At 67.2% G+C, this 19,758-nt stretch carries 17 protein-coding genes; 10 read left to right on the top strand and 7 right to left on the bottom strand.

Annotated features, from left to right (window positions below):
• Window positions 1–4: 4 nt before the first annotated feature.
• The 5 genes from M8A51_RS13435 to M8A51_RS13415 form a co-directional block, all read right to left on the bottom strand.
• On the bottom strand, window positions 5–994 hold the full coding sequence (locus tag M8A51_RS13435) for a porin (RefSeq protein WP_251778983.1): 990 nt from the start codon (window positions 992–994) through the stop codon (window positions 5–7).
• 290 nt (window positions 995–1,284) lie between these two features.
• Window positions 1,285–2,157, bottom strand: a complete 873-nt coding sequence (locus tag M8A51_RS13430) for an ABC transporter permease (protein ID WP_251778982.1) — start codon at window positions 2,155–2,157, stop codon at window positions 1,285–1,287.
• Window positions 2,147–3,193 (bottom strand): glycine betaine/L-proline ABC transporter ATP-binding protein, encoded by a 1,047-nt coding sequence (locus tag M8A51_RS13425; protein WP_368408551.1) that lies wholly within the window; start codon window positions 3,191–3,193, stop codon window positions 2,147–2,149. Before M8A51_RS13425 ends, M8A51_RS13430 begins: the two co-directional genes overlap by 11 nt.
• A 63-nt stretch (window positions 3,194–3,256) precedes the next feature.
• Window positions 3,257–4,366, bottom strand: coding sequence for a hybrid-cluster NAD(P)-dependent oxidoreductase (locus tag M8A51_RS13420; RefSeq protein WP_251778981.1), 1,110 nt, complete (start codon window positions 4,364–4,366; stop codon window positions 3,257–3,259).
• 26 nt (window positions 4,367–4,392) lie between these two features.
• Window positions 4,393–5,685, bottom strand: a complete 1,293-nt coding sequence (locus M8A51_RS13415) for an aromatic ring-hydroxylating oxygenase subunit alpha (protein WP_251778980.1) — start codon at window positions 5,683–5,685, stop codon at window positions 4,393–4,395.
• Here M8A51_RS13415 and M8A51_RS13410 point away from each other — a divergent pair.
• The 8 genes from M8A51_RS13410 to M8A51_RS13375 all read left to right on the top strand — a co-directional run bounded on the left by M8A51_RS13410 (window position 5,684) and on the right by M8A51_RS13375 (window position 15,468).
• Complete coding sequence (locus M8A51_RS13410; protein WP_251778979.1) at window positions 5,684–6,076, top strand: hypothetical protein; 393 nt, start codon at window positions 5,684–5,686, stop codon at window positions 6,074–6,076. The two genes, M8A51_RS13415 and M8A51_RS13410, sit on opposite strands and share 2 nt — an antisense overlap.
• Before the next feature lie 125 nt (window positions 6,077–6,201).
• Window positions 6,202–7,173, top strand: a complete 972-nt coding sequence (locus M8A51_RS13405) for a dipeptidase (RefSeq protein WP_251778978.1) — start codon at window positions 6,202–6,204, stop codon at window positions 7,171–7,173.
• 4 nt (window positions 7,174–7,177) lie between these two features.
• Window positions 7,178–7,717: a DUF5943 domain-containing protein gene (locus M8A51_RS13400; RefSeq protein ID WP_251778977.1), complete on the top strand. Its 540-nt coding sequence runs from the start codon at window positions 7,178–7,180 to the stop codon at window positions 7,715–7,717.
• A gap of 35 nt (window positions 7,718–7,752) precedes the next feature.
• Window positions 7,753–9,813, top strand: a complete 2,061-nt coding sequence (locus M8A51_RS13395) for an NADH:flavin oxidoreductase (protein ID WP_251778976.1) — start codon at window positions 7,753–7,755, stop codon at window positions 9,811–9,813.
• 146 nt (window positions 9,814–9,959) lie between these two features.
• Entirely contained in the window at window positions 9,960–11,930 is a 1,971-nt protein-coding gene (locus tag M8A51_RS13390; RefSeq protein WP_251778975.1) for a DUF3483 domain-containing protein, read from the top strand.
• Between the two features lie 28 nt (window positions 11,931–11,958).
• Window positions 11,959–13,083, top strand: a complete 1,125-nt coding sequence (locus tag M8A51_RS13385; RefSeq protein WP_251778974.1) for an FAD-binding protein — start codon at window positions 11,959–11,961, stop codon at window positions 13,081–13,083.
• Window positions 13,080–13,910 (top strand): hypothetical protein, encoded by an 831-nt coding sequence (locus M8A51_RS13380; protein ID WP_251778973.1) that lies wholly within the window; start codon window positions 13,080–13,082, stop codon window positions 13,908–13,910. Before M8A51_RS13385 ends, M8A51_RS13380 begins: the two co-directional genes overlap by 4 nt.
• Window positions 13,911–14,340: 430 nt before the next feature.
• On the top strand, window positions 14,341–15,468 hold the full coding sequence (locus M8A51_RS13375) for a GlxA family transcriptional regulator (protein ID WP_251778972.1): 1,128 nt from the start codon (window positions 14,341–14,343) through the stop codon (window positions 15,466–15,468).
• A 265-nt stretch (window positions 15,469–15,733) separates the two neighbouring features.
• On the opposite strand, the gene M8A51_RS13370 is transcribed toward M8A51_RS13375, so the two are convergent.
• Entirely contained in the window at window positions 15,734–16,624 is an 891-nt protein-coding gene (locus tag M8A51_RS13370) for a glycine betaine ABC transporter substrate-binding protein (protein WP_251778971.1), read from the bottom strand.
• A 424-nt stretch (window positions 16,625–17,048) separates the two neighbouring features.
• Entirely contained in the window at window positions 17,049–17,759 is a 711-nt protein-coding gene (locus tag M8A51_RS13365) for a hypothetical protein (protein ID WP_251778970.1), read from the bottom strand.
• A 202-nt stretch (window positions 17,760–17,961) separates the two neighbouring features.
• Between M8A51_RS13365 and M8A51_RS13360 the strand changes: the two genes are divergently transcribed.
• Both M8A51_RS13360 and M8A51_RS26375 read left to right on the top strand, forming a co-directional pair.
• Window positions 17,962–18,345, top strand: coding sequence for a hypothetical protein (locus M8A51_RS13360; protein WP_251778969.1), 384 nt, complete (start codon window positions 17,962–17,964; stop codon window positions 18,343–18,345).
• 281 nt (window positions 18,346–18,626) lie between these two features.
• Complete coding sequence (locus M8A51_RS26375) at window positions 18,627–19,745, top strand: Tar ligand binding domain-containing protein (protein WP_368408549.1); 1,119 nt, start codon at window positions 18,627–18,629, stop codon at window positions 19,743–19,745.
• The last annotated feature ends 13 nt before the right edge of the window (window positions 19,746–19,758 follow it).

The raw sequence follows: 19,758 nt of genomic DNA, 5'->3' as shown, positions 1-19,758 counted from the left end.
GTGGTCAGAAACTGTGGGCGATGCCCACCCCGTAGGCTGTCGTGTCGTCGCCGGCGTTCGGCTGGTTGTGGCCGGCGCTGACGTAGAGACTGGTGCGCTTCGACAGCCAGTAGTCGCCGCCCAGGCCGAAGAACTTCGACTTGGCGCCGTCCACGTCGAGCCGGCCGTAGCCGGCCTTGAGTTCCGCCACGCCGATCTTGTAGGTCGCCCCCAGCGTGTAGACCTTGGCGACCGAGTCGCTTGTCGCCTCGAACTTGCTCCTGTCGTATGCCCCCATGAGAGAGAGGTCGCCGAAGCTGTACTTGGCGCCGAAGAAGCTCACCGTATCGTCGCTGCTGTTCTTCGAATGGGCCAGCATCAAGGAGATCGGGCCCTGGTCATAGTTGAGCGAGAGGCCGGCGTTGTTGCCGGTGCCCCCGCCTGCGCCGGCCGAGTCCTCGAACGCGCCGCTGAAATGGAAGGCGAAGCCGCCGAAGCTGGGCGAGTCGTAGAAGACGCCGTTGGAAAGGCGGCCGAACTCCGCCGAGCCGTTGTTGCTGGTGCGGTCGCTCGAGTAGTTGAAATGCCAGTACTGCCACGCCGGCGACGCGATGCGGTTGAAGTTGTACCAGGGGTCGTAGGCCCAGTCGTTGGCCCAGACGGCGTCGAGCGCGCGACCCAGCCGCACGCTGCCCCAGCCGCCCTTCAATCCGACCGTCGACTCGCCTTGCCAGAACGGCTTGGAACCGGCGCCTTCGGGCTGGCCGGTGTCCGCATCGAAGCGGTGCGAGAGCTTGAACGTGGCCGCGAGGCCGCCGCCGAGATCCTCGGAGCCGCTGAACGCGATGTTGCTGCGCTGGATGGTGCCGACGTGCTTCATCTTGTCGAAGCCTCGGTACACGCCGATGTCGATCAGCCCGGAAATGCTGATCGACGACTGGGCTGGTGCCGACGCGCTCGCCAGAAGAAGCGTCGTGATCGTGAAGGGATGGGCGATGCGATTGAACGAGGTCATTTCTCTCTCTCCGGTCGTCGATCTGTTGGGTTGAAGGGCCGCAGTGATGCTCAGGGAAGCGGCCTTGGCGCGATTGCCATGTGACGACGCGAACCAACCGGATTTCGACACCCACGGAACCGTGCACCGAGGCGCGAGTGCACGGCGTCCCTGCACCTGACCAGGTCTTAGCGCGCACGGCCGCCGAGCACGCGCGAGCGATCGACGGTTCGAAGCGAGTCCGATGCCGCCGCGTGGCGCATCGATCACCGGCCTGCCGTGTGCGCGAGGCCGGGTTCACCTGTACCTGCTCAGCCTTCCAATCGGCGCGAGCCGAAGCTCTCCGTCAGGCGATCAAGGATGATCGCCAGCAGCACCACCGACAGGCCGCTCTCGAAGCCCAGGCCGATGTCCAGGCGCTGGATGCTGGACAGCACGTCGTTGCCCAGGCCGCCCGCGCCCACCATCGAAGCGATGATCACCATGGACAGCGCCATCATGATGGTCTGGTTCACGCCGGCCATCAGGGTGGGCAGTGCGATCGGCAACTGCACCTTCCACAGCAGTTGCAGCGAAGTACACCCGAAGGCCTGGCCGGCCTCGACCTGCTCGGTGTTGACCTGCCGTATGCCCAGCGCGGTGAGCCGCACCACCGGCGGCATGGCGAACACCACCGTGGCCAGGATGCCCGGCACGCGACCCAGACCGAACAGCATCGCCGCCGGGATCAGGTAGACGAAGGCCGGCATGGTCTGCATGAAGTCGAGCAGCGGGCGCAGTACCGCATTGAAGCGATTGCTGCGCGCGCAAAGGATGCCCAGCGGCACACCGAGAATCAGGCTGAGCAGCGTGGCCGAGAACACCAGCGCCAGCGTCACCATGGTCTGCTCCCAGAAGCCGGTGAGGCGGATCACCAGCAGGCTGGCCAGCGCGAACAACCCGAAGCGCCACTTGAGCCGCCACGTGCCCACGGCCACCACCAGCAGCATCAGCACCCAGGACGGCACGGCGAGGAACATGCTCTCGATCTGTTCCGCAAAGCGGTCGACGACGTTGCCGACGGCATCGAAGACGCCTGCGCTGCGGTCCAGCAGCAGCTTGACACCGTCGTTGACCAGCGCGCCCAGCGGCAGCAACCGCTCGTCGGAGTCCGCGAAAAGATGCTTGAAGAGATCAGCCGACATGACGGGTACTCGCAATCTTGGTGAGCAGGCTCTTGGGTGTGATGCAGCCGACGAGGCGCTCGGTGTCGTCGAAAACGATCACGGGTTGATCCAGCCCGAGGACGGTGCGCAAGGCGTCGGGCAACGTGGTAGCCGCCGAGAGTCTGTGCCCATTGCAGCGCGCGAGGGTGTCCGCAGTAGGTGGCATGCTGTCGACGAGGTCGGCGGCGGTGAGGTAGCGTGACGTGTCCACGCCCTTGAAGAAGCGGCGCACGTAGTCGCTGGCCGGGCGCGTGATGATCTCGTGCGGCGTGCCTTCCTGCACCAGCGTACCGCCTTCCATGATGCCGATGCGCGTGCCGATCCGCAGTGCTTCTTCGAGGTCGTGCGACACGAAGAAAATCGTACGGCGCTGGTCGCGCTGCAACTCCAGCATCATGTCCTGCATTTCCGTGCGCTTGAGCGGATCCAGCGCGGAGAAGGCCTCGTCCATCAGCAGGACGTCCGGGTCCACCGCCAGCGCCCGTGCGAGCCCCACACGCTGCTGCATGCCGCCGGAGAGCTGGCTCGGGTACTTGTGGGCGTAGGTCGCGAGGCCCACCTGATCGAGCACGTGCATGACCTTGCCGCGGTACAGACGGGGCTTTTCTCCGGCGATCTCGAGACCGAAGGCCGCGTTGTCGAACACCGTGCGGTGCGGCATCAACGCGAAGCTCTGGAACACCATCGCCACGCGCTTGCGGCGCCAGCGCACCAGTTCGGCCGCCGGCATCCTGACGACGTCCTGCCCGTCGACGGTGATGGCGCCCGAGGTGGGCTCGACCAGTCGGTTGATGAGCCGGATCAGCGTGGACTTGCCGGAGCCCGACAGGCCCATGAGCACGTAGATGTCGCCGGCCTGCACGTCGAAGCTCACGCAGTTCAGGCCGACCACCTGTCCCGTGCGCTTGAAGATCTCGTCCTTCGAGAGTCCCTGGCACAACAGGTCCACGGCCTGTTGCGGCTTGGTCCCAAAGACCTTGGTCAGGTCGCGTATCTGGATCTTCGGTGTGGACATGATCGGTTCCTGGGACGGTGGTGTGGGGACGATTTTCATGCTCCGGGAACGGCCGTTGGCCGTCTATCGGTCGAGTTCGATGTCGGTCAGCGGCTTGCTGCAGCACGGCAGCATCCACCCCTGCGCCACCTCGCGCGGGCGCAAGCCGCCGTTCTGGTGCATCTCGATCTCGCCGGTGAGCTTGCGCGTGCGGCAGGTGCCGCACATGCCGCTGGAGCAGGAGAAGGGCCAGCGGACACCGGCACGTTGGGCGGCCTGGAGGATGGTTTCGTCGGCGCTGCACTCGAAGCGCTCGCCGCGTGATTTGAGGGTGATGGCGAACTGGCGGGCTCCATGGGTGGCCGGGGCGGCCGGGGGCGCCGCCCCGGCCGCCGTGTCCGGGACGAGGCTCTCGAACGAAAAGCTCTCTTCGCGGTAGCGGGCCATGTCGAAGCCGGCCTCGGCCAGCATGTTGCGCACGGCGCCCATGAAGGGGGCCGGCCCGCAGCACCAGACCTCGCGCTCCAGGAAGTCCGGCACCTGGGAGTGCAGCAGCGCGAGGTTCAGGCGGCCGAGCAGGCCACAGTAGCCGGGCGTGTCGCCGCGGCCTTCGCACACCAGGGTGGCGCGCCAGCGAGGCAGCGTGCGTGCCAGCAACTCCAGTTCATGGGCGAAGACGATGTCCTGCGGCGTGCGGGCGGCGTGGATGAACTGCACGTCGACGTCCAGCCCCAGGTCGCTCCAGGCGCGTGACATCGACATCAGCGGCGTGATGCCGCTGCCACCCGAAAGATAGAGCTGCCCTCGCGCGGGCGCCAGCACCGGCCCGGGCGGGAAGCAGAAGCTGCCCGCGGGGCCGGTGACCGACAACCGCTGGCCGGGCCGCATGTGGTCGTGCAGCCAGTTCGACACCCGGCCGCCGGGCACCCGCTTGACGGTGATGGTCACGGTGTCGGGCCGCGTCGGGCTCGAGCACAGCGTGTAGCAACGATGCACCGGCTCGCCGTCGATGTCCAGACGCAGCGTGATGAACTGCCCCGGTCGGTAGCGGAAGGTGCGCGCTTGCACCGGGCGGAACACGAAGCTGCGCACGTCGTGGGTCTCGTCGCGCACGCGCACGCATTCGAGCCACTCGTCGTCGGGGCCCCAAGGGGGAGCGGGCGCCTCGGACAGGTCGTAATAGGAAGCGGTCATCGCGCGGCGCTCCGGTTTCCGCCGCCTCAACGCCCGGCGCTCACGCCGGCACGCATGCGGTCCACGTACCAGGTACAGAAAGCCTCGACCAGGGCCTCGGTGTAGGGAGAGTAGGGGCCCGGCTCGTAGGCGCTGCTGGCGGCGCCGGCCTGCGCCAACTCCACCAGGTGCCGGTCCTGATCATTGGTGGCGTTCCACACCGCGGTGAGGTTCTCCACCGTGTAGTCCACGCCCTCCACGGCGTCCTTGTGCACGCACCAGGTGGTACGCACCAGCGTGCGGTCGGGACCGAGCGGGATGGTGGAGAAGCTCACCACGTGGTCGCTCATGAAGTGGTGCCACGAGTTGGGCTGGGTCCAGACCGACAGGCCGCCCAGCGCCTTGTCCGAGAAATCGCCCAGCAGCTTCCTGCACGCGACCTCGGCGTTCAGGGTCTGCGACTGGCCGGCGCGGTCCAGCGGCAGGCGTATGGTGCGAAAGCCGGTGATGCGGCTGTCCAGTTCCTCGATCTGCGCGCTGGGCAGCCCCATGGCCTCCCAGCGGGCGTGTCTTTCCTTCACGATCTGCTCGAAGCGCGCCAGGCCTTCGGCGTTCTGCGGCCCGGGCTGGTAGCCGAAGCCATGTTCGTACAGCGAGACGGTCAGCTCCGGGTGGTTGCTCACGCAGTGGTAGCACTCGCGGTTGTTCTCGAGCGTGAACTTCCAGTTTCCCTTCTCGATGATGTCGACCTGCGCAGCCACCTTGCAGTCCTCGAGCCGATGCGGCGCCAGGTAGGGGCCCAGGCGCTGTGCCATCTCGTCGAAATCGGCCGGCGGCTCGTCGGCGAGGCAGATGAAGAGGAGCCCTTCGAGGTTGCGAAGGTGCACCTTCTTGAGGCCGTGCTGATCGCGCAGGAAGGCCTGGCCCATGTGGTCCGCGTGGATCAGCCGGCCTTCGAGGTCGTAGGTCCACTGGTGGTAGGGGCAGACGATATTGCCGAGGCTGCCCTGGTGTTCCTGGCACAGGCGTGAGCCGCGGTGGCGGCACACGTTGTGGAAGGCGCGCAGGTTCATGTCGTCGTCGCGCACGATCAGCACCGAGTCGGCTCCTACGTCCACCGTGACGTAGTCCCCCGGCTCCGGCACCTGCGGCGCCACGCCCACGAAGACCCAGTGGCGCCGGAAGATGTATTCCATGTCGGCCTGGAACACCTCGTCGCTCAGGTAGAAGGGCGCGTCCAGGCTGTGGCCGGGGCGGCGTTGCTCCAGCAAGGCCTTCAGCAGGGCGCTTGCGGCGCCGGCGCGTGGTTGCAATGTGACGATGGAGGGCTGGTGGGGCATGACGGAGATCCTTGGCATCCGTTTTGTAAGCTTCGCAGGACATCTCGCCAAGGGCTGCTTGGCGCCCCTGGTCAGGCCATTGTTCGGCGAGCGGCCGCAGGGACCTTGCGTGCGTCGGACGCGGAGTTGTCTGGAATCGACACGCGTCGCCGATGTCGCCTGCAGCCAACGGCGTGGCGCCGCGCGGCATTTCGCAGCGTGGCGGCCTTCCTATGCGGGAACGATGCAAACCGACACATCGACCCGCGCCGCCGAACTCCTCCTGCTGCCGGGCAGGAACCGACTGGCTGACGACATCGTGGAGCACGGGCCGGTGTTCACCATGCCGATGCGCTGGCTGCCACGCCCGAAATCGGTGGCATCTGCCGTCCTGGCCTTGACGGGGCAATGAACCGAAGGTCATCGCTGTCTGAATCGCGATGTCGGATTTGTGCAAGTGCGTGTCCGCGTTGCACAAGCCTCCGCTGTCGCCCGCTCGAAGAATGAGGCCATGTACCAGACGCGAGGACCCAAGCCATGAATCCGATCCATGCCAATGCCATCGTCATCGATGGGCTGATCATCTCCAAGTGGTGCCGCCCGGTGTTCGAGGACATGCGCAAGGGCGGACTCACTGCCGCCAACTGCACCGTCTCGGTCTGGGAAGACTTCAAGAGCACGGTGCACAACATCGCTGACATGAAGGCGCACATCCGCGCCAATGGGGACCTGCTCACTCTTGTGCGCACCACGGCCGACATCGAGCAGGCCAAGCGGGACGGCAAGACCGGCATCATCCTCGGCTTCCAGAACGCCCATGCCTTCGAAGACCATCTGGGCCACATCGAGGCCTTCGCGGACATGGGCGTGCGCGTGGTCCAGCTTTGCTACAACACGCAGAACCTGATCGGCACCGGCTGCTACGAGCGCGACGGCGGCCTCTCCGGCTATGGCCACGAGGTCATCGCCGAGATGAACCGCGTGGGCATCATGGTGGACCTGTCCCACGTGGGTGCCAAGACGAGCGAGGAAGCCATCCTGGCCTCGAAGAAGCCGGTCACCTACAGCCACTGCCTGCCCGCGGGCCTGAAGGAGCACCCGCGCAACAAGAGCGACGAGCAGCTGCGCTTCATTGCCGACCGCGGCGGCTTCATCGGCGTGACGATGTTCCCGCCCTTCCTGCGCCGCGGCATCGACGCCAACGTCGAAGACTACGTGGAAGCCATCGACTACGTGATCAACCTCGTGGGCGAGGACTGCGTGGGCGTCGGCACCGACCACACGCAGGGCTACGGCCAGGAGTTCTTCGACCACATCACGCATGACAAGGGCCGGGGCCGTCGGCTCACCGACTTCGGCACCGTGCTCAACCCGGTGGGCATCCGCACCATCGGCGAGATGCCGAACCTGACGGATGCGATGCTTCACGCCGGTTGGCCGGCCGGCAAGATCGAGAAGGTCATCGGCGGCAACTGGCTGCGGGTGTTCAAGGACGTGTGGGGGGCCTGAGACGATGCAACCGCAATTGCCCATCGACGTCGAAGAGAACACCGGCATCTGGCGCACCGACGGACTGCCGATGATCTACGTGCCGCGGCACTTCTTCGTGAACAACCACGTCGAGGCCGAAGCTGCCATCGGGCGCGACACCTATGCCCGAAGCCTCTACAAGGCAGGCTACCGCTCGGCGTACTTCTGGTGCGAACAGGAAGCAAAGACCCATGGCCTGAGAGGCCTGGCGGTGTACGAGCACTACCTCAAGCGGCTGTCGCAGCGCGGCTGGGGCCTGTTTTCCTTCGAAGAGGTGGATCCGGCCTCGGGCCACGCGCGCATCCTGCTGAAGCACTCGGTGTTCGTGCTGGCCCAGGGCATCGCCGGCGTGCCGGTGACGAAGGACAAGGTCTGCTATCTCTTCGCCGGCTGGTTCTCCGGTGCGATGGACTGGGTGGGTCAGGACACTGGCCAGCCCTGGAAGACGCACAGCGCCGAGACACGCTGCGAGGCCGAGGGACACGACCACTGCGTGTTCACGGTGACGCCTGTTCTCGTCTGACACATAGAGATCCACAGAAACGCCGCAGCCCTACCATGCGTTACCCGCACCTGTTCGAACCCATCCAGCTGAACCAGCTGCAGATCCGCAACCGGATCGTGAGCACGGCGCACGCCGAGGTCTATGCCGATGACGGCATGCCCGGGGAACGCTACATCCGCTACTACGAGGAGAAGGCGCGCGGCGGCGTGGGCCTGGCCATCTGCGGCGGCTCCAGCCCGGTGGCCAAGGACAGCCCAAACGCCTGGTGGAGCTCGGTGAATCTCTCGCGCGACGAGACCATGGAAGGGCTCGCCAGGCTGGCAGAAGCCATGCACGGCCACGGCGCGAAGATCATGATCCAGGCGACCCACATGGGGCGCCGCAACGCCTGGCACGGCTACGATTGGCCCCATCTCGTGAGCCCTTCGGGCGTACGGGAGCCGGTGCACCGCGGCAATGCGAAGACGATCGAGATCGAGGAGATCCGACGCATCGTCAAGGACTATGCGCGGGCCGCGCGCCGCGTGAGGGCCTCCGGCATGGACGGCATCGAGATCTCGGCCGCGCACCAGCACCTGATCGACCAGTTCTGGAGTCCGCGCACCAACCACCGCACCGACGAATACGGAGGCTCCCTCGCGAACCGCCTGCGCTTCGGCGTCGAGGTGCTCCATGCCGTGCGCGAAGAGGTGGGCCGCGACTTCTGCGTGGGCCTGCGCATGTGCGGCGACGAGTTCCATGAGGACGGCCTGGACCACGAAGCGCTGAAGGAGATCGCGCAGGCCATGAGCGAAACCGGGCTGATCGACTACCTGAGCGTCATCGGCTCGGGTGCGGACACGCACAACACGCTGGCCAACTGCATGCCACCGATGGCGCTGCCGCCCGAACCATTCGTGCACCTGGCCGGCGGCATCAAGAGCGTGGTGAAGATCCCGGTGATGCATGCGCAGAGCATCCGCGATGCGCAGCAGGCCGAACGGCTGCTCGCCAGCGGAACGGTCGACATGGTAGGCATGACGCGCGCGCAAATTGCCGACCCGTACATGGTCGTCAAGATCCGCGACGGCCGTGAAGACCAGATCAAGCAGTGCGTCGGCGCCAACTACTGCATCGACCGCCAGTACAACGGCCTGGACGTGCTGTGCGTGCAGAACGCCGCCACCAGCCGAGAACGCACCATGCCGCACCTGATCGCCAGGAGCACCGGACCGAAGCGCAAGGTGGTGGTCGTGGGGGCCGGGCCTGCAGGCCTGGAAGCCGCACGCGTGGCTCGCGAACGCGGCCACGACGTGGTGCTGTTCGAGAAGCAGGGCCAGGTGGGCGGCCAGGTGAACCTGGCGGCCAAGGCGCCCCAGCGCGAGCAGATGGCGGGCATCATCCGCTGGTTCGACCTCGAGACGCTGCGCCTGGGCGTGGACCGGCGGCTGAACACCGAGGCCGACGTGTCGATGATCATGGACGAGCGGCCCGGCATCGTGGTGCTGGCCACCGGCGGTGTTCCGCACACCGACCAGGTCCACGAGTGGGGCGTGTCCGAAGGGCTGGCGGTGTCGAGCTGGGACATCCTGAGCGGCCGCACGGCGCCGCAGGGCAACGTGCTGGTGTACGACGCCATCAGTGCGCATGCAGGCACCGGCGCAGCGGACTTCATCGCCAGCCGCGGCCATCTGGTCGAAATGGTGACGCCGGACGTGAAGATCGCGGACGACACCGGCGGGACGACCTTCCCGATCTTCTACCGGCGCCTGTACTCGCAGGGCGTGATCCTCACGCCGAACCATTGGCTCGACCGCGTGTACCGCGAGGGGGACAAACTGGTGGCCGTGCTGCGCAACGAGTACACCGATGTGCAGGAAGAGCGCGTCGTCGACCAGGTCGTGATCGAGAACGGCATCCGGCCCAACGAGGCGCTGTACTGGCAGCTCAAGGACCGCTCCGTCAATCATGGGCAGACCGACATCGACACGCTCTACGCGGCGCAACCGCAGCCGGTGCTGTCGCAGCCGCTGGGCAACGGAAAGTTCGCGCTGTTCCGTATCGGGGACGGCGTGTCGATGCACAACATCCACGCGGCGATCTACGACGCGTTGCGTCTGTGCAAGGACTTCTAGCGTGAAGGCCCACTCCCGAAGCGCCTTCGGCGCTCCCCCTCCAGAGGGCAGCGCGAGCGGCCCGCCAAAGCCGGCCCCGCGGCGGCCGCTGGGCTCGGCCGGTTTCATGCGCACGGCGCGTCGCTTCGACGGCATGGAGTATTGAGATGGAAAGCTTGACCTCTGCCTTCGTGTGGCGCGACCTCGTCACCGCTGTGTTCTGGCTGGCGCTGGCAGCGTTGGCGGTTGGCACGGCGCGCCGTGCGGCGCTGTGGCGTGCGGGCCGTCCGGCCGCGGTCGACTGGCGCGGCCTGCTGGCCGTCCCGAAGCGCTATTTCGTCGATCTGCACGACGTGGTGGCTCGCGAGCCCGCAGTGGCGCGTGCCCATGTGGCAGTGGCCGGCGGGGCGCTCGCCTGCCTGGGGCTCGTTGCGATCAACGATGGATTGCGCCTTCGCCTGGCGGTGCTTGACGTGGCGCTGGCGGTCTGTGCGGTGTTGATGCTTGCGGGCGCCGTGATGATGGCGATGCGCAGACGCCAGCCGGCGGTTGCGGCGCGCGTTTCCCGCGGCCCCTGGAGCCGGTTGCCGTGGACGCTGGCCAGCGGTGCCGCGGGCATGGGTGCGCTGGCTGCAGGCGCGTTGTGGTACGAGCAGATCGCACCGTGGTGGGCCACGCTTTGTGTGCTGGCGCTCGCCGTGGGGGCGGCCGAACTGGCGCTGGGCATCGGTCTGGCCGGACCGATGAAGCACGCCATCGCCGGGCTGCTCCACCTGGGCCTGCATCCGCGGCCCGAGCGCTTCCAGCCGCAGCGCGTCGGACCCAGCGCGCAACGCCGTGCGAGCGCGCTCGAGCCGTTGACCCTGGGCCGGGATGCGCCGGGCATCGCCCGGCCCGTCGATCTGCCGTGGAACAGGCTGCTGTCGTTTGACGCCTGCGTGCAGTGCGGCAAGTGCGAGGCGGCCTGCCCGGCCTATGCCGCCGGCCAGCCGCTCAATCCCAAGAAGCTGGTGCAAGACCTGGTGACAGGCATGGCCGGCGGCAGCGATGCGCGCTATCACGGCAACCCCTACCCGGGACAGGAGGCGGGCCGCCATGCCGGCGCGCCGGACCAGCCGGTGGTGCCCGGCCTCGTGGAAGCCGAGACGCTGTGGAGTTGCACCACCTGCCGCGCCTGCGTGCAGGCCTGTCCCATGCTCATCGAGCACGTGGACCTGGTGGTGGGCCTGAGGCGCAACCTCACGCTGGTGGGCGGTATGGTGCCGAACAAGGGCGGCGAGGTGCTGGCCGCGCTGCGCGAGACCGACACACAAGGCCGCTATCCGCTGGCCGCGCGCTACCACTGGGCGACCGACCTGGGCCTGCCCCTTGCCGAGCCGGCGCAGCAGGTCGAGTGGCTGCTCATGGCGGGTGAGAGCGGCTTCGACATGCGCGCCCAGAAGACCTTGCGGGCGCTGGTGCAATCCATGAAGGCCGGCGGCATCGTTCCCGCGGTGCTGGGCGCTGCCGAAACGGATTGCGGCGACGTGGCCCGCCGGCTGGGCGACGAAGCGGACTACCAGCGCCTGGCTCGCCAGCTCATCGCGACACTGTGGACGCGGCCGGCGGCGAACATCGTCACGGCCGACCCGCATCTGTTGCACGCATTGCGCAACGAATACCCGCTGATCGATTCTGCTTGGGCACAACGTCTCGCCGAAGGTCGCACCCAGGTGTGGCACCACACCGAGCTGCTGGCCGACCTGCTGGAGCGCAACGCCCTGCAACCGGCTGCAGGCAGGGGGGCTGCGATGCCCACGGTCACGTTGCACGACCCGTGCTACCTCGGTCGCTACAACGGTCAGACCGAAGCGCCGCGCCGCGCCCTCAAGGCCATCGGCATCCGCGTGGTGGAGATGGAGCGCCACGGCATGAACGCACGCTGCTGCGGGGGCGGGGGCGGGGCGCCAGCTACGGATATTCCGGGCAAGCGCCGCATTCCCGACATCCGCATGGACGACGCCCGTGCCACGCGCACGGAGGTCGTTGCCGTGGCCTGCCCGCAATGCACCGCGATGCTGGAAGGCGTGGTTGGCCCACGACCCGAAGTGCTGGACGTGGCCGAGCTGGTGGCCCGTGCAGTGGAGGTGCAGGCATGAGCAGGCGCAGCATGCGCGGGGGACAGCCATGACGCGTCGCGTCGATCCGCGCCGCCCGGCGCTCATCACGGCGCAGGGCTTGCGCCGTATCATTCTGGGTGGTACCGAAGGCGAGCGGGATGTGCGCCTCGGTGCCGCAGCCCCTGCGGCCGAACGCCGGCCACGCCTGGCACAGCCGGCTTCGGCCTGCCTGCTGGTCGTGACCCACCCCGACAGCGGTGGCATCGACGAACACGCGCGCGAAGCGATTGCCGCGGCTGCTCTGCTGGCGCGCGCTGACGAGGCGGTGGTCGTCGTGATGCCCTGTGCCGACGCATCGCTGCAGCTCGATCCCGCTGCACTGGGCATCGATAGGCTGGAGCTCCTGCCCGTCACAGAGGCGACCACGGCCGACGCGCTCGCCGATGCCGTGGCCGAGCGTTGGGGGACGTTGCGGCCACGGCTGGTGCTGATGCCCGACCGCGGCGACGACGCCGACCTGGGGCGCCGCCTGGCGGTGGCGCAAGGCTTGGCGGTCGCCGCTTCCGTTGTCGAGATTGCGGAAGGCCGAGCCCGCGTGCGAGATCATGGCGCGATGGGGCGGGCGAGCGGCGACGCGACGGCGTCGCTGGCGGACCTGGACCTGCTGTTGGTCGCACGGCACGTGGCACGCACCGATCTGCCCTTCGTCGGACGGGGTGAACAGCTGGCCTTGCCGGCGCCTGCTGCACGGCCGACCGTCGGGGTGCAGGACCTGGGCCGCGTGTCCGGCAAGGCGCAGCAAGTGGCGCTGGAAGAGGCGGACTTCATCCTTGCTGCCGGCAACGGCGTCACCGACGTGGCGTTGTTCCACGAGCTTGCCCAGGCCCTCGGCGCGGCCGTGGGCGCCTCGCGCGTGGCCGTGGACGACGGCCGTTTCCCGCGCAGCCAGCAGATCGGCGCCACCGGCCGCACGGTCCAGGCACGCGGCTACCTGGCCATGGGCATCTCCGGTGCGGTGCAGCACCTGCAAGGCATACGCGAATGCCGGCACGTCATGGCCGTCAACACCGATCCGGCGGCGCCCATTGCACAGCGCTCGGAGCTGGTGTTGGCCGAGGACGTGCAAAACCTGATGCGCGCACTGCTCATGCTGGTGCGCACCACACCGGCTTCAGCGGAGACGGCGTCATGAGTTCGACACAGCCTTCCTTGCTCGCGGTCCTGGTGAGCGTGCGCATCGACACCACCAGCGGTCGCGCCACGCGCAGCCGGGCCGACACCGCGGCGATCGCGTTGGCGCAGAAGGCGCTGGGCGAGAGCGGTGAGCCGTGGCTGTGCACCGCGGGCGACATGCCGGCCGGCGTCGCGCGCGACTACCTGGCGCAGGGCGTGAGCCAGCTCACGCGGGTGCCGGCCGATGGTTCCGCGGGGCTCGAAGAGATCGTGCAGGTCCTGGCAACTGCCTGCCGAGATAGCGAGCTGGTGCTCACCGGGCCGCGTGGCGAGTCCGGCCCGGCCAGCGGGCTGCTGCCCTATGCACTGGCGAAATGCCTGCAGCGGCCGCTCATCAACGAGGTGATCGACCTGCTGCCTGAAACCGATGGCGGCTGGCACGTGACGCAGGCGTTGCCTCGTGGTGCGCGGCGTTCGTGGCGCCTCGAGCGCGGCACGGCCGCCGTGCTCGTCACCAGTGCGCGCCTGGCGTCGCGCGAAGACCTGCCGCTGCGCTACTCCTGGGCTGCTGCGCAGGCGGGCTGCCTGACGAACGGCCCCATTGCCACGGGCACGCCGCAGCCCGCGAGGAGCGCGGACTGGACGTTCGAGCCGGCACGCAGGCAGCGCCGGCCGCTGGCGCCCGCATCCACCGAAAGCGGTGCGGCGCGCATGGCCCGAGCCACGGGTTCCGCCGAGTCCTCCCGTCAGGGCGGCATCGTGATCCGCGACGGCTCCGCCGTGGACAAGGCGCGACTGCTGCTCGAGCATCTGCGCAAGTTGTCGCTGGTCCATCCTTCGACCTGAGACACACAGCGCCGGTTGGCGCTTGCGCACGCCCATGGTTGACGCCTGGCGTCGAGGCGACCTCGCGTGCCCGCACTCCTTGCGAAAACATCCGTGCCACCCGTGATGGCGGCGGCGAGGCTGCCCGTCACGCCGCATGCCGTGCTGGCCTGTTCCTTGCGTTCGTCGACGGTGATCAAGCGAGCGCACGAAGATGGGGCAAAGGGGTCCGGTTCGGCATCCACAACGACCGCGGGAACGTCCTGCCGAAGCGTGCCATGGAGCCATGGAGGCCTTCCCTTACGCGTATTTCCCGGTTCAGGTGTGCATGAAGTTTGATCACAATCAACGTCGAACCCGCATTGAGGCCGCATTGCTTGCGCCGTCGCAGGACGGATGCAGTTCATGACGGACATCAAGCGGCGATCCCCCACTGATGAGGCCGACCGCGATGACTGAACCGATCTCTTCTTCATCCACGTCTCCCCAGGTTCGCCACTTCGGATTCCTGCTGCTACACAGCTATTCGATGATTGCGTTTGCCAATGCGCTCGAAGTCCTGCGCATGGCCAACCTGCTGAGCGGGCAGCGACTCTACACGTGGACGGTCGCGACGGGCGACGGCAGCGTGGTGCCGGCAAGCAACGGCTTGTCGGTGGAAAAGCCTGGCGTGCTGGCGGACCTGGACGCTTGCGATCTGGTGTTCGTCTGTGGGGGCGTGGAGGTGCAGAAGGCCATCGGCGGCGCCGTGCTTCAGGACCTTCGCCGGCGTGCTGCGCGCGGGCAGGCCTTGGGCGGCCTGTGCACCGGCACGCATGCGCTGGCGGAGGCGGGGGTCATCAATGGCTACCGCTGTGCGGTGCACTGGGAGAACCTGTCGGCGCTGCGTGAAGCCTGTCCCAAGGTGCGTTTCGCGCTGGAGGTTTTTGTCGTCGACCGCGACCGGGTCACCGCCTCCGGCGGGATCGCGCCGCTGCATCTGATGCTTCATCTGGTGCGAACCCACCATGGCAACAAGCTGGCAATGGCCATCTCCGAACAGTTCATCATCGATCGCGTGCGCGATCAGAGCGAGCAGCAGCGTTTGCCGAAGCCCGAGTTCGTCGGCCCGGGCTACGAACATCTGATCGAGGCCACCGAATTGATGGCCGCGAACATCGAGGAGCCGCTGGCCCTGTCGGAAATCGCGGAGGCGACGGGTGTTTCGCTGCGCCAGCTGGAGCGCCTGTTCCACCGCTACCACGACGTCACGCCAGCGCAGCACTACATGGCCTTGCGGCTGCGTCGTGCCCGTGAACTGCTGGCGCACACGAGTGCACCGATCATGCAGATCACCGTGGCCTGTGGTTTCCAGACGGCCTCGCACTTTTGCAAGGCCTATAGGGCACAGTTCGGCCATTCGCCCAGCGACCACCGGCGGCACGGGGGCAAGCGGGGCATGGTGCATCTGAATGCAGAGCTGTGCCCGGTGGAAAGCAAGCGGCGTGCGCCGAGGGCCGCCACAGGTGACATGCCTTTGCGCTTGTCCAGTGACGCCAGCTCCATCGGGAATGCGGTGGTGGCCGGGGTGACGGTGTGAGACGCTCGTCGCGCTGTTCTGCGGCACTCGTAGAACAGATGTCCGCCGCAGACAGAACGTAGAGAAGCTGCGGCGAAAGCGGTGGCGGGGTGGGTGCAGCCCTCCGCTGGGTGGCGCCCCCGGCTGCTAATCGCAGCGGCCGCTGGCCGTCAGCACGAACGTGCCGGTGCTGTGCGTCGGAAACCGGCGTTGCATCGAGATGCGGGCGAGGAAATCTCTGACGCCAGTGGCTCGCCGGGCTTCCAAGCAAACTTGCGGGAATCCCTTACAGGGTGCCAGCCAGCCAGCGATCCACCACCTCGCGTTGCGTCGCGATGTAGGCGGAGGCTTCCTTGGCTGCGCTGCTGTCCCGGGCCTTGAGCATCACCGTCTCGAGGTCCGCCAGCGGCAGCTTCATGTTGCGCACGAAGGCCGCGGCCTTGGGAAATGCCGCGCTGAACCCCTTGCGTCCCAGCGCGTGGATCGACTCGGCACCGCCGAGCACGTGCTTCGGGTCCTCGAGATAGCGAAGCTTGTATTGCGAGAACATCCAGTGCGGTGACCAGGTGGTCACGACGATCCACTGCTTGCGCTGGATGGCGCGGTCCAGCGCCGAGACCATGGCCGCATCGGAGGCGGTGAGCAGCTTGTAGTCCAGCCCATAGGACTTGATGGCCTCCTCGGACAGCTTCATCAAGCCCGCGCCGGCATCGATGCCCTGAATGCGGCCGCCCAGCTTCTCGCGCACTTCGGGCTTCATCAGGTCGTCGATGGAGCGCACCGTCGACACCGGAATCTCGTCGGGCACGGCCCAACCCAGGCGAGCGCCGGTATAGAGCGCGCCGAGGTCCTCGACATCGTCCTTCACCTTCTCCCAGTAGCTCTTGTGCGTGCCCGGCAACCAGGCCATCAGCATCAAGTCGATCTGGCCACGCTGCAGCGCTGCGTACTGCAACGCAACGTCGGTCATGACCAGCTCGACCTTTTGCCCCAGGCGTTGTTCCAGGATCTGTTTGGCCATCTGCGTCACCACCTCGGCGTCCGACCAGGCGGTCCAGCCGATGCGGACCGGCTTGGCCTCGGCGCGTACGACGAGTGGCACACCGGCCGAAACCACGGTGGCGGCGGTGCCGGCGATGAAGCGACGGCGGCTCAGGGTCGACAGTTTGCGGCTCATGGGGAAAGGCTCCTGATCAGAGGTTGAAGCATCCGAGCAGACTCTATGCGTACCGAGTGCAACGGGTTCCTCTGATGCGACGCGGACATGTCGAAGTTCGACATGAGGTCAGCCATGCCCGTGCCCTCCCATGCTGCATGGATCGTGCATGCGGGTGTGGGTGACGCCTGCTGTCGACAAGCTGTTCCCCCGGAACCGAAACGGCGGCGCAGCCAGCCGCTCGTTGCCGTGGACCGCAGCGAGGACGGAGTCGCGCGCTCACCGCTATCCAAGCGGGATTGCAGAACCTCGATCCGACGTTGACTTGCGTCTCCCGCCGCGCAGCCGGGGGGGGGGGGCACCGACTTGCACGATGTCCCGATGTAGACGTGCCCATCGATTCGACGGCACTGCTGCTGACCGTCGTTCGTGCGCGGCCCCGGGCTCAGCCAAGACGGATCGGGTAGCAGGTGAGGGCCTCGCACTCGCCGTATCTTCTGTGTACATGCTCGTCGACCTCGAGCAGTCGAAGCACGAGATCGGATGCGTCGGACTCGTAGACGCCCCAGTTCGGGTCGAAGAGTCGCGAGGCGGCGTAGGCCACGCTGTGGCCGCCGACATAGCGTTCGTTGCTGAAGAGGTAGCCCAGCACGTAGGCCGCGTTGGCGGGCAGCATGCCGAACTGGTAGGCCACGCACATCCTGTTGTGCTTGCTGGCCAGGTCGATCGCCTGCACCTGCACCTTCTGGCCATGGCGGGCCGCAATGCGCGTACTCCAGTCGACGAGTGCATCGCGGTCAGTCTGCTGGATGGCCGCCATGCTGGTCGCCGCCTCGCTGACGTTGGCGTACTCGCCGTGCTTGCGCTTCGTGCCTTCCCAGCGTGCCGTCTCCACCCCCGTGGCCGGGCGTTGCGTCAGCACCAATTCCCGCAGCTCGGCGGGGAGCTGGTTGCGGGCCGCTTCCAGCCGTGTCTTCCATGTGCCCTTGCCGTGGGACGCCTGTTGCTTGTCTTGCAGCCAGGCTTCGTCCGACATGAAGTAGTTGACGCCCTGCCCGCAGAGTGTGGACACCGCCCATTTCACGGCGACCCGGAAGCACACGCCTTTCGCGCTGATCTTCGAGTGATCGAATGATTGGACGAGCGTCAGGGCCATGCGCGGATTTTAGGCACGCCCCCCGTCCAGCTGCTGGCAGTTCTGACAGTGCGGCAGCGCGCTCACGGTGGAGCGTGAGCCACCCGCGGCGCCTGCGCCGCGTCTTGACACCGCACGCTGCCGCCCTAAACGAAGCCTGTCCGTAGTGGATTGACCCGTAGGCCAGTCCGTTGCGGACTGGCTGCGAGATGGGAGTCACGAGATGACCGGCATGACCGACGCCGAGGTGACCGCACTGCTGAACAGCGGCCGGATCGACCTGACCCACTGGAACGTGGTGACGGAGGTCCATTACCGCCTGGCGAGGGTGTGCGGCGGCCTTCGTGTCGCACGCAAGGTCATCGCGCAGGCGGATCAGGCCGCCGTGGTGACACCGCTGGACGACCTGTTCGGCGAGCTCATGGGCCTGATCGAGCGTGAAGACGGTGAGGAGATGATGAGGTGGTGCACCACCCGCGCCACCGACGGCCATCCCGTCATCGCGACGCCTCGGCTGAAGATGCTGCAGGTGCTCGCCCCCTGGGAGCGCATGCTGCAGCAGTCGGCCGAGTACCAGGAGGAGGTGGCGCCCTGGATGGAGCCGTAGGCTTTCGTCCCGCCTTCTCTTCCTGCCCTGTCCCCGCCAGCCATCCGGGAGCCGGCATGCATACGTGCGTGTCCGGCTCCATTTTCGTTCGGCGCACGCACGCTCTTCGCTACCCGTGCCGACCGTAGGCTCAGAAGCCGAATATGCCCCTGGACCGGATGGTTCCCGCACGCTCTCGCGCTGCTGGATCACCTGGAGCGTCCCGTCTGGACCTTTGGCGGTGGAACGGTCCTGCTGCTGCGCATGGGCCTGCATGGGCCCGGCAACGATGCGAGGCCCACGTGGCGGACTGGGCAAGCGCCACGGTGACCTTGGGCGTTTATGACCTCGAAAAAACCAACGAGGCATTGCGCACGGTCTACGAAGACAGGACGGTCCCGGCCGGACAGCTCACCGAGATCAACTCGCTCATCCTGCACAACCGCATCAACGTCAACGCGGCGCTCGTGACACCCACCAGCAAGGTGATAGACGCTCGCATGCAGGAACTGGAATCCAACGTCGCGCACATCGACAAGCTCTGGTCGGCTTACACGGCGGCCCACCTCACGCCGGAGGAAACCGCCGCCGCCCATCGTTTCGCAGAATGCCGCAAGGCGTATCAGCACGAGGTGCTTCGACCGATCGTGGCGGCGCTGTGTACGCAGCAGATCGACGAGGCGAAGCGGCTGGTGCAGGAAAAGCTGCGGCCGATGGCCGCGCCGCTGGAAGACGGGCTCAGCAAGCTGATCCAGCTTCAGATCGATGTCGCTCGAGAAGAGTATGTGGTTGCAGAGCAGCGCTATGAGGTGGTGCATGCGCTGGCCCTTGGCGCCATCGCGTTCGGCCTGCTCTTTGGCGCGGGGTTCGGGGTGGCCGTGGCTCGCAGCGTGGTGCGGCAATTGGGGGGCGAGCCGGCCGAAGCCACCCAGATCGCTAGCCGTGTGGCCTCCGGTGACCTGAGCGGCCTCATCGTTTTGAAGCGGGGCGACCAGACGAGCCTGCTGGCGCAACTCAAGGCCATGCAGGGCAGCCTGGTACAGGTGGTGCAGCAGGTGCGTGAAAACGCCGACAGCGTGGCCATCGGCAGCGGGCAGATCGCGCAGGGCAACCTCGACCTGTCGAGCCGGACCGAAGAGCAGGCCAGCGCGGTGGAAGAAACCGCCGCCTCGATGGAGCAGCTGGGCGCCACCGTGAAGCAGAACGCCGAAGGCGCCCAGCAGGCGAACGAGCTGGCGAGCAACGCCAGGAAGGTGGCGCGCGCCGGCGGCGAGATGGTCGGCCAGGTGGTCGAGACCATGCGCGGCATCGAGCAAAGCAGCAACCGGATCGCCGACATCATCGGCGTCATCGACGGCATTGCGTTCCAGACCAACATCCTCGCGTTGAACGGCCATGGGGCCGTCACAAATTCCGGCTGAGCGGGGGCGCCCG

The sequence above is a fragment of the Caldimonas mangrovi genome (assembly GCF_023721835.1).
In the GTDB taxonomy this organism is placed as follows: domain Bacteria; phylum Pseudomonadota; class Gammaproteobacteria; order Burkholderiales; family Burkholderiaceae_C; genus Caldimonas; species Caldimonas mangrovi.
Note: the sequence above shows the minus strand (reverse complement) of the source record. Positions and strands in the feature narration are given on the sequence as shown.

Bases quoted from the DNA above. Each gene is read 5' to 3' on its own strand.
- M8A51_RS13435 (WP_251778983.1), bottom strand. From the start codon at position 994: ATGACCTCGTTCAATCGCATCGCCCATCCCTTCACGATCACGACGCTT.
- M8A51_RS13430 (WP_251778982.1), bottom strand. From the start codon at position 2,157: ATGTCGGCTGATCTCTTCAAGCATCTTTTCGCGGACTCCGACGAGCGG.
- M8A51_RS13425 (WP_368408551.1), bottom strand. From the start codon at position 3,193: ATGTCCACACCGAAGATCCAGATACGCGACCTGACCAAGGTCTTTGGG.
- M8A51_RS13420 (WP_251778981.1), bottom strand. From the start codon at position 4,366: ATGACCGCTTCCTATTACGACCTGTCCGAGGCGCCCGCTCCCCCTTGG.
- M8A51_RS13410 (WP_251778979.1), top strand. From the start codon at position 5,684: ATGACGGAGATCCTTGGCATCCGTTTTGTAAGCTTCGCAGGACATCTC.
- M8A51_RS13415 (WP_251778980.1), bottom strand. From the start codon at position 5,685: ATGCCCCACCAGCCCTCCATCGTCACATTGCAACCACGCGCCGGCGCC.
- M8A51_RS13405 (WP_251778978.1), top strand. From the start codon at position 6,202: ATGAATCCGATCCATGCCAATGCCATCGTCATCGATGGGCTGATCATC.
- M8A51_RS13400 (WP_251778977.1), top strand. From the start codon at position 7,178: ATGCAACCGCAATTGCCCATCGACGTCGAAGAGAACACCGGCATCTGG.
- M8A51_RS13395 (WP_251778976.1), top strand. From the start codon at position 7,753: ATGCGTTACCCGCACCTGTTCGAACCCATCCAGCTGAACCAGCTGCAG.
- M8A51_RS13390 (WP_251778975.1), top strand. From the start codon at position 9,960: ATGGAAAGCTTGACCTCTGCCTTCGTGTGGCGCGACCTCGTCACCGCT.
- M8A51_RS13385 (WP_251778974.1), top strand. From the start codon at position 11,959: ATGACGCGTCGCGTCGATCCGCGCCGCCCGGCGCTCATCACGGCGCAG.
- M8A51_RS13380 (WP_251778973.1), top strand. From the start codon at position 13,080: ATGAGTTCGACACAGCCTTCCTTGCTCGCGGTCCTGGTGAGCGTGCGC.
- M8A51_RS13375 (WP_251778972.1), top strand. From the start codon at position 14,341: ATGACTGAACCGATCTCTTCTTCATCCACGTCTCCCCAGGTTCGCCAC.
- M8A51_RS13370 (WP_251778971.1), bottom strand. From the start codon at position 16,624: ATGAGCCGCAAACTGTCGACCCTGAGCCGCCGTCGCTTCATCGCCGGC.
- M8A51_RS13365 (WP_251778970.1), bottom strand. From the start codon at position 17,759: ATGGCCCTGACGCTCGTCCAATCATTCGATCACTCGAAGATCAGCGCG.
- M8A51_RS13360 (WP_251778969.1), top strand. From the start codon at position 17,962: ATGACCGGCATGACCGACGCCGAGGTGACCGCACTGCTGAACAGCGGC.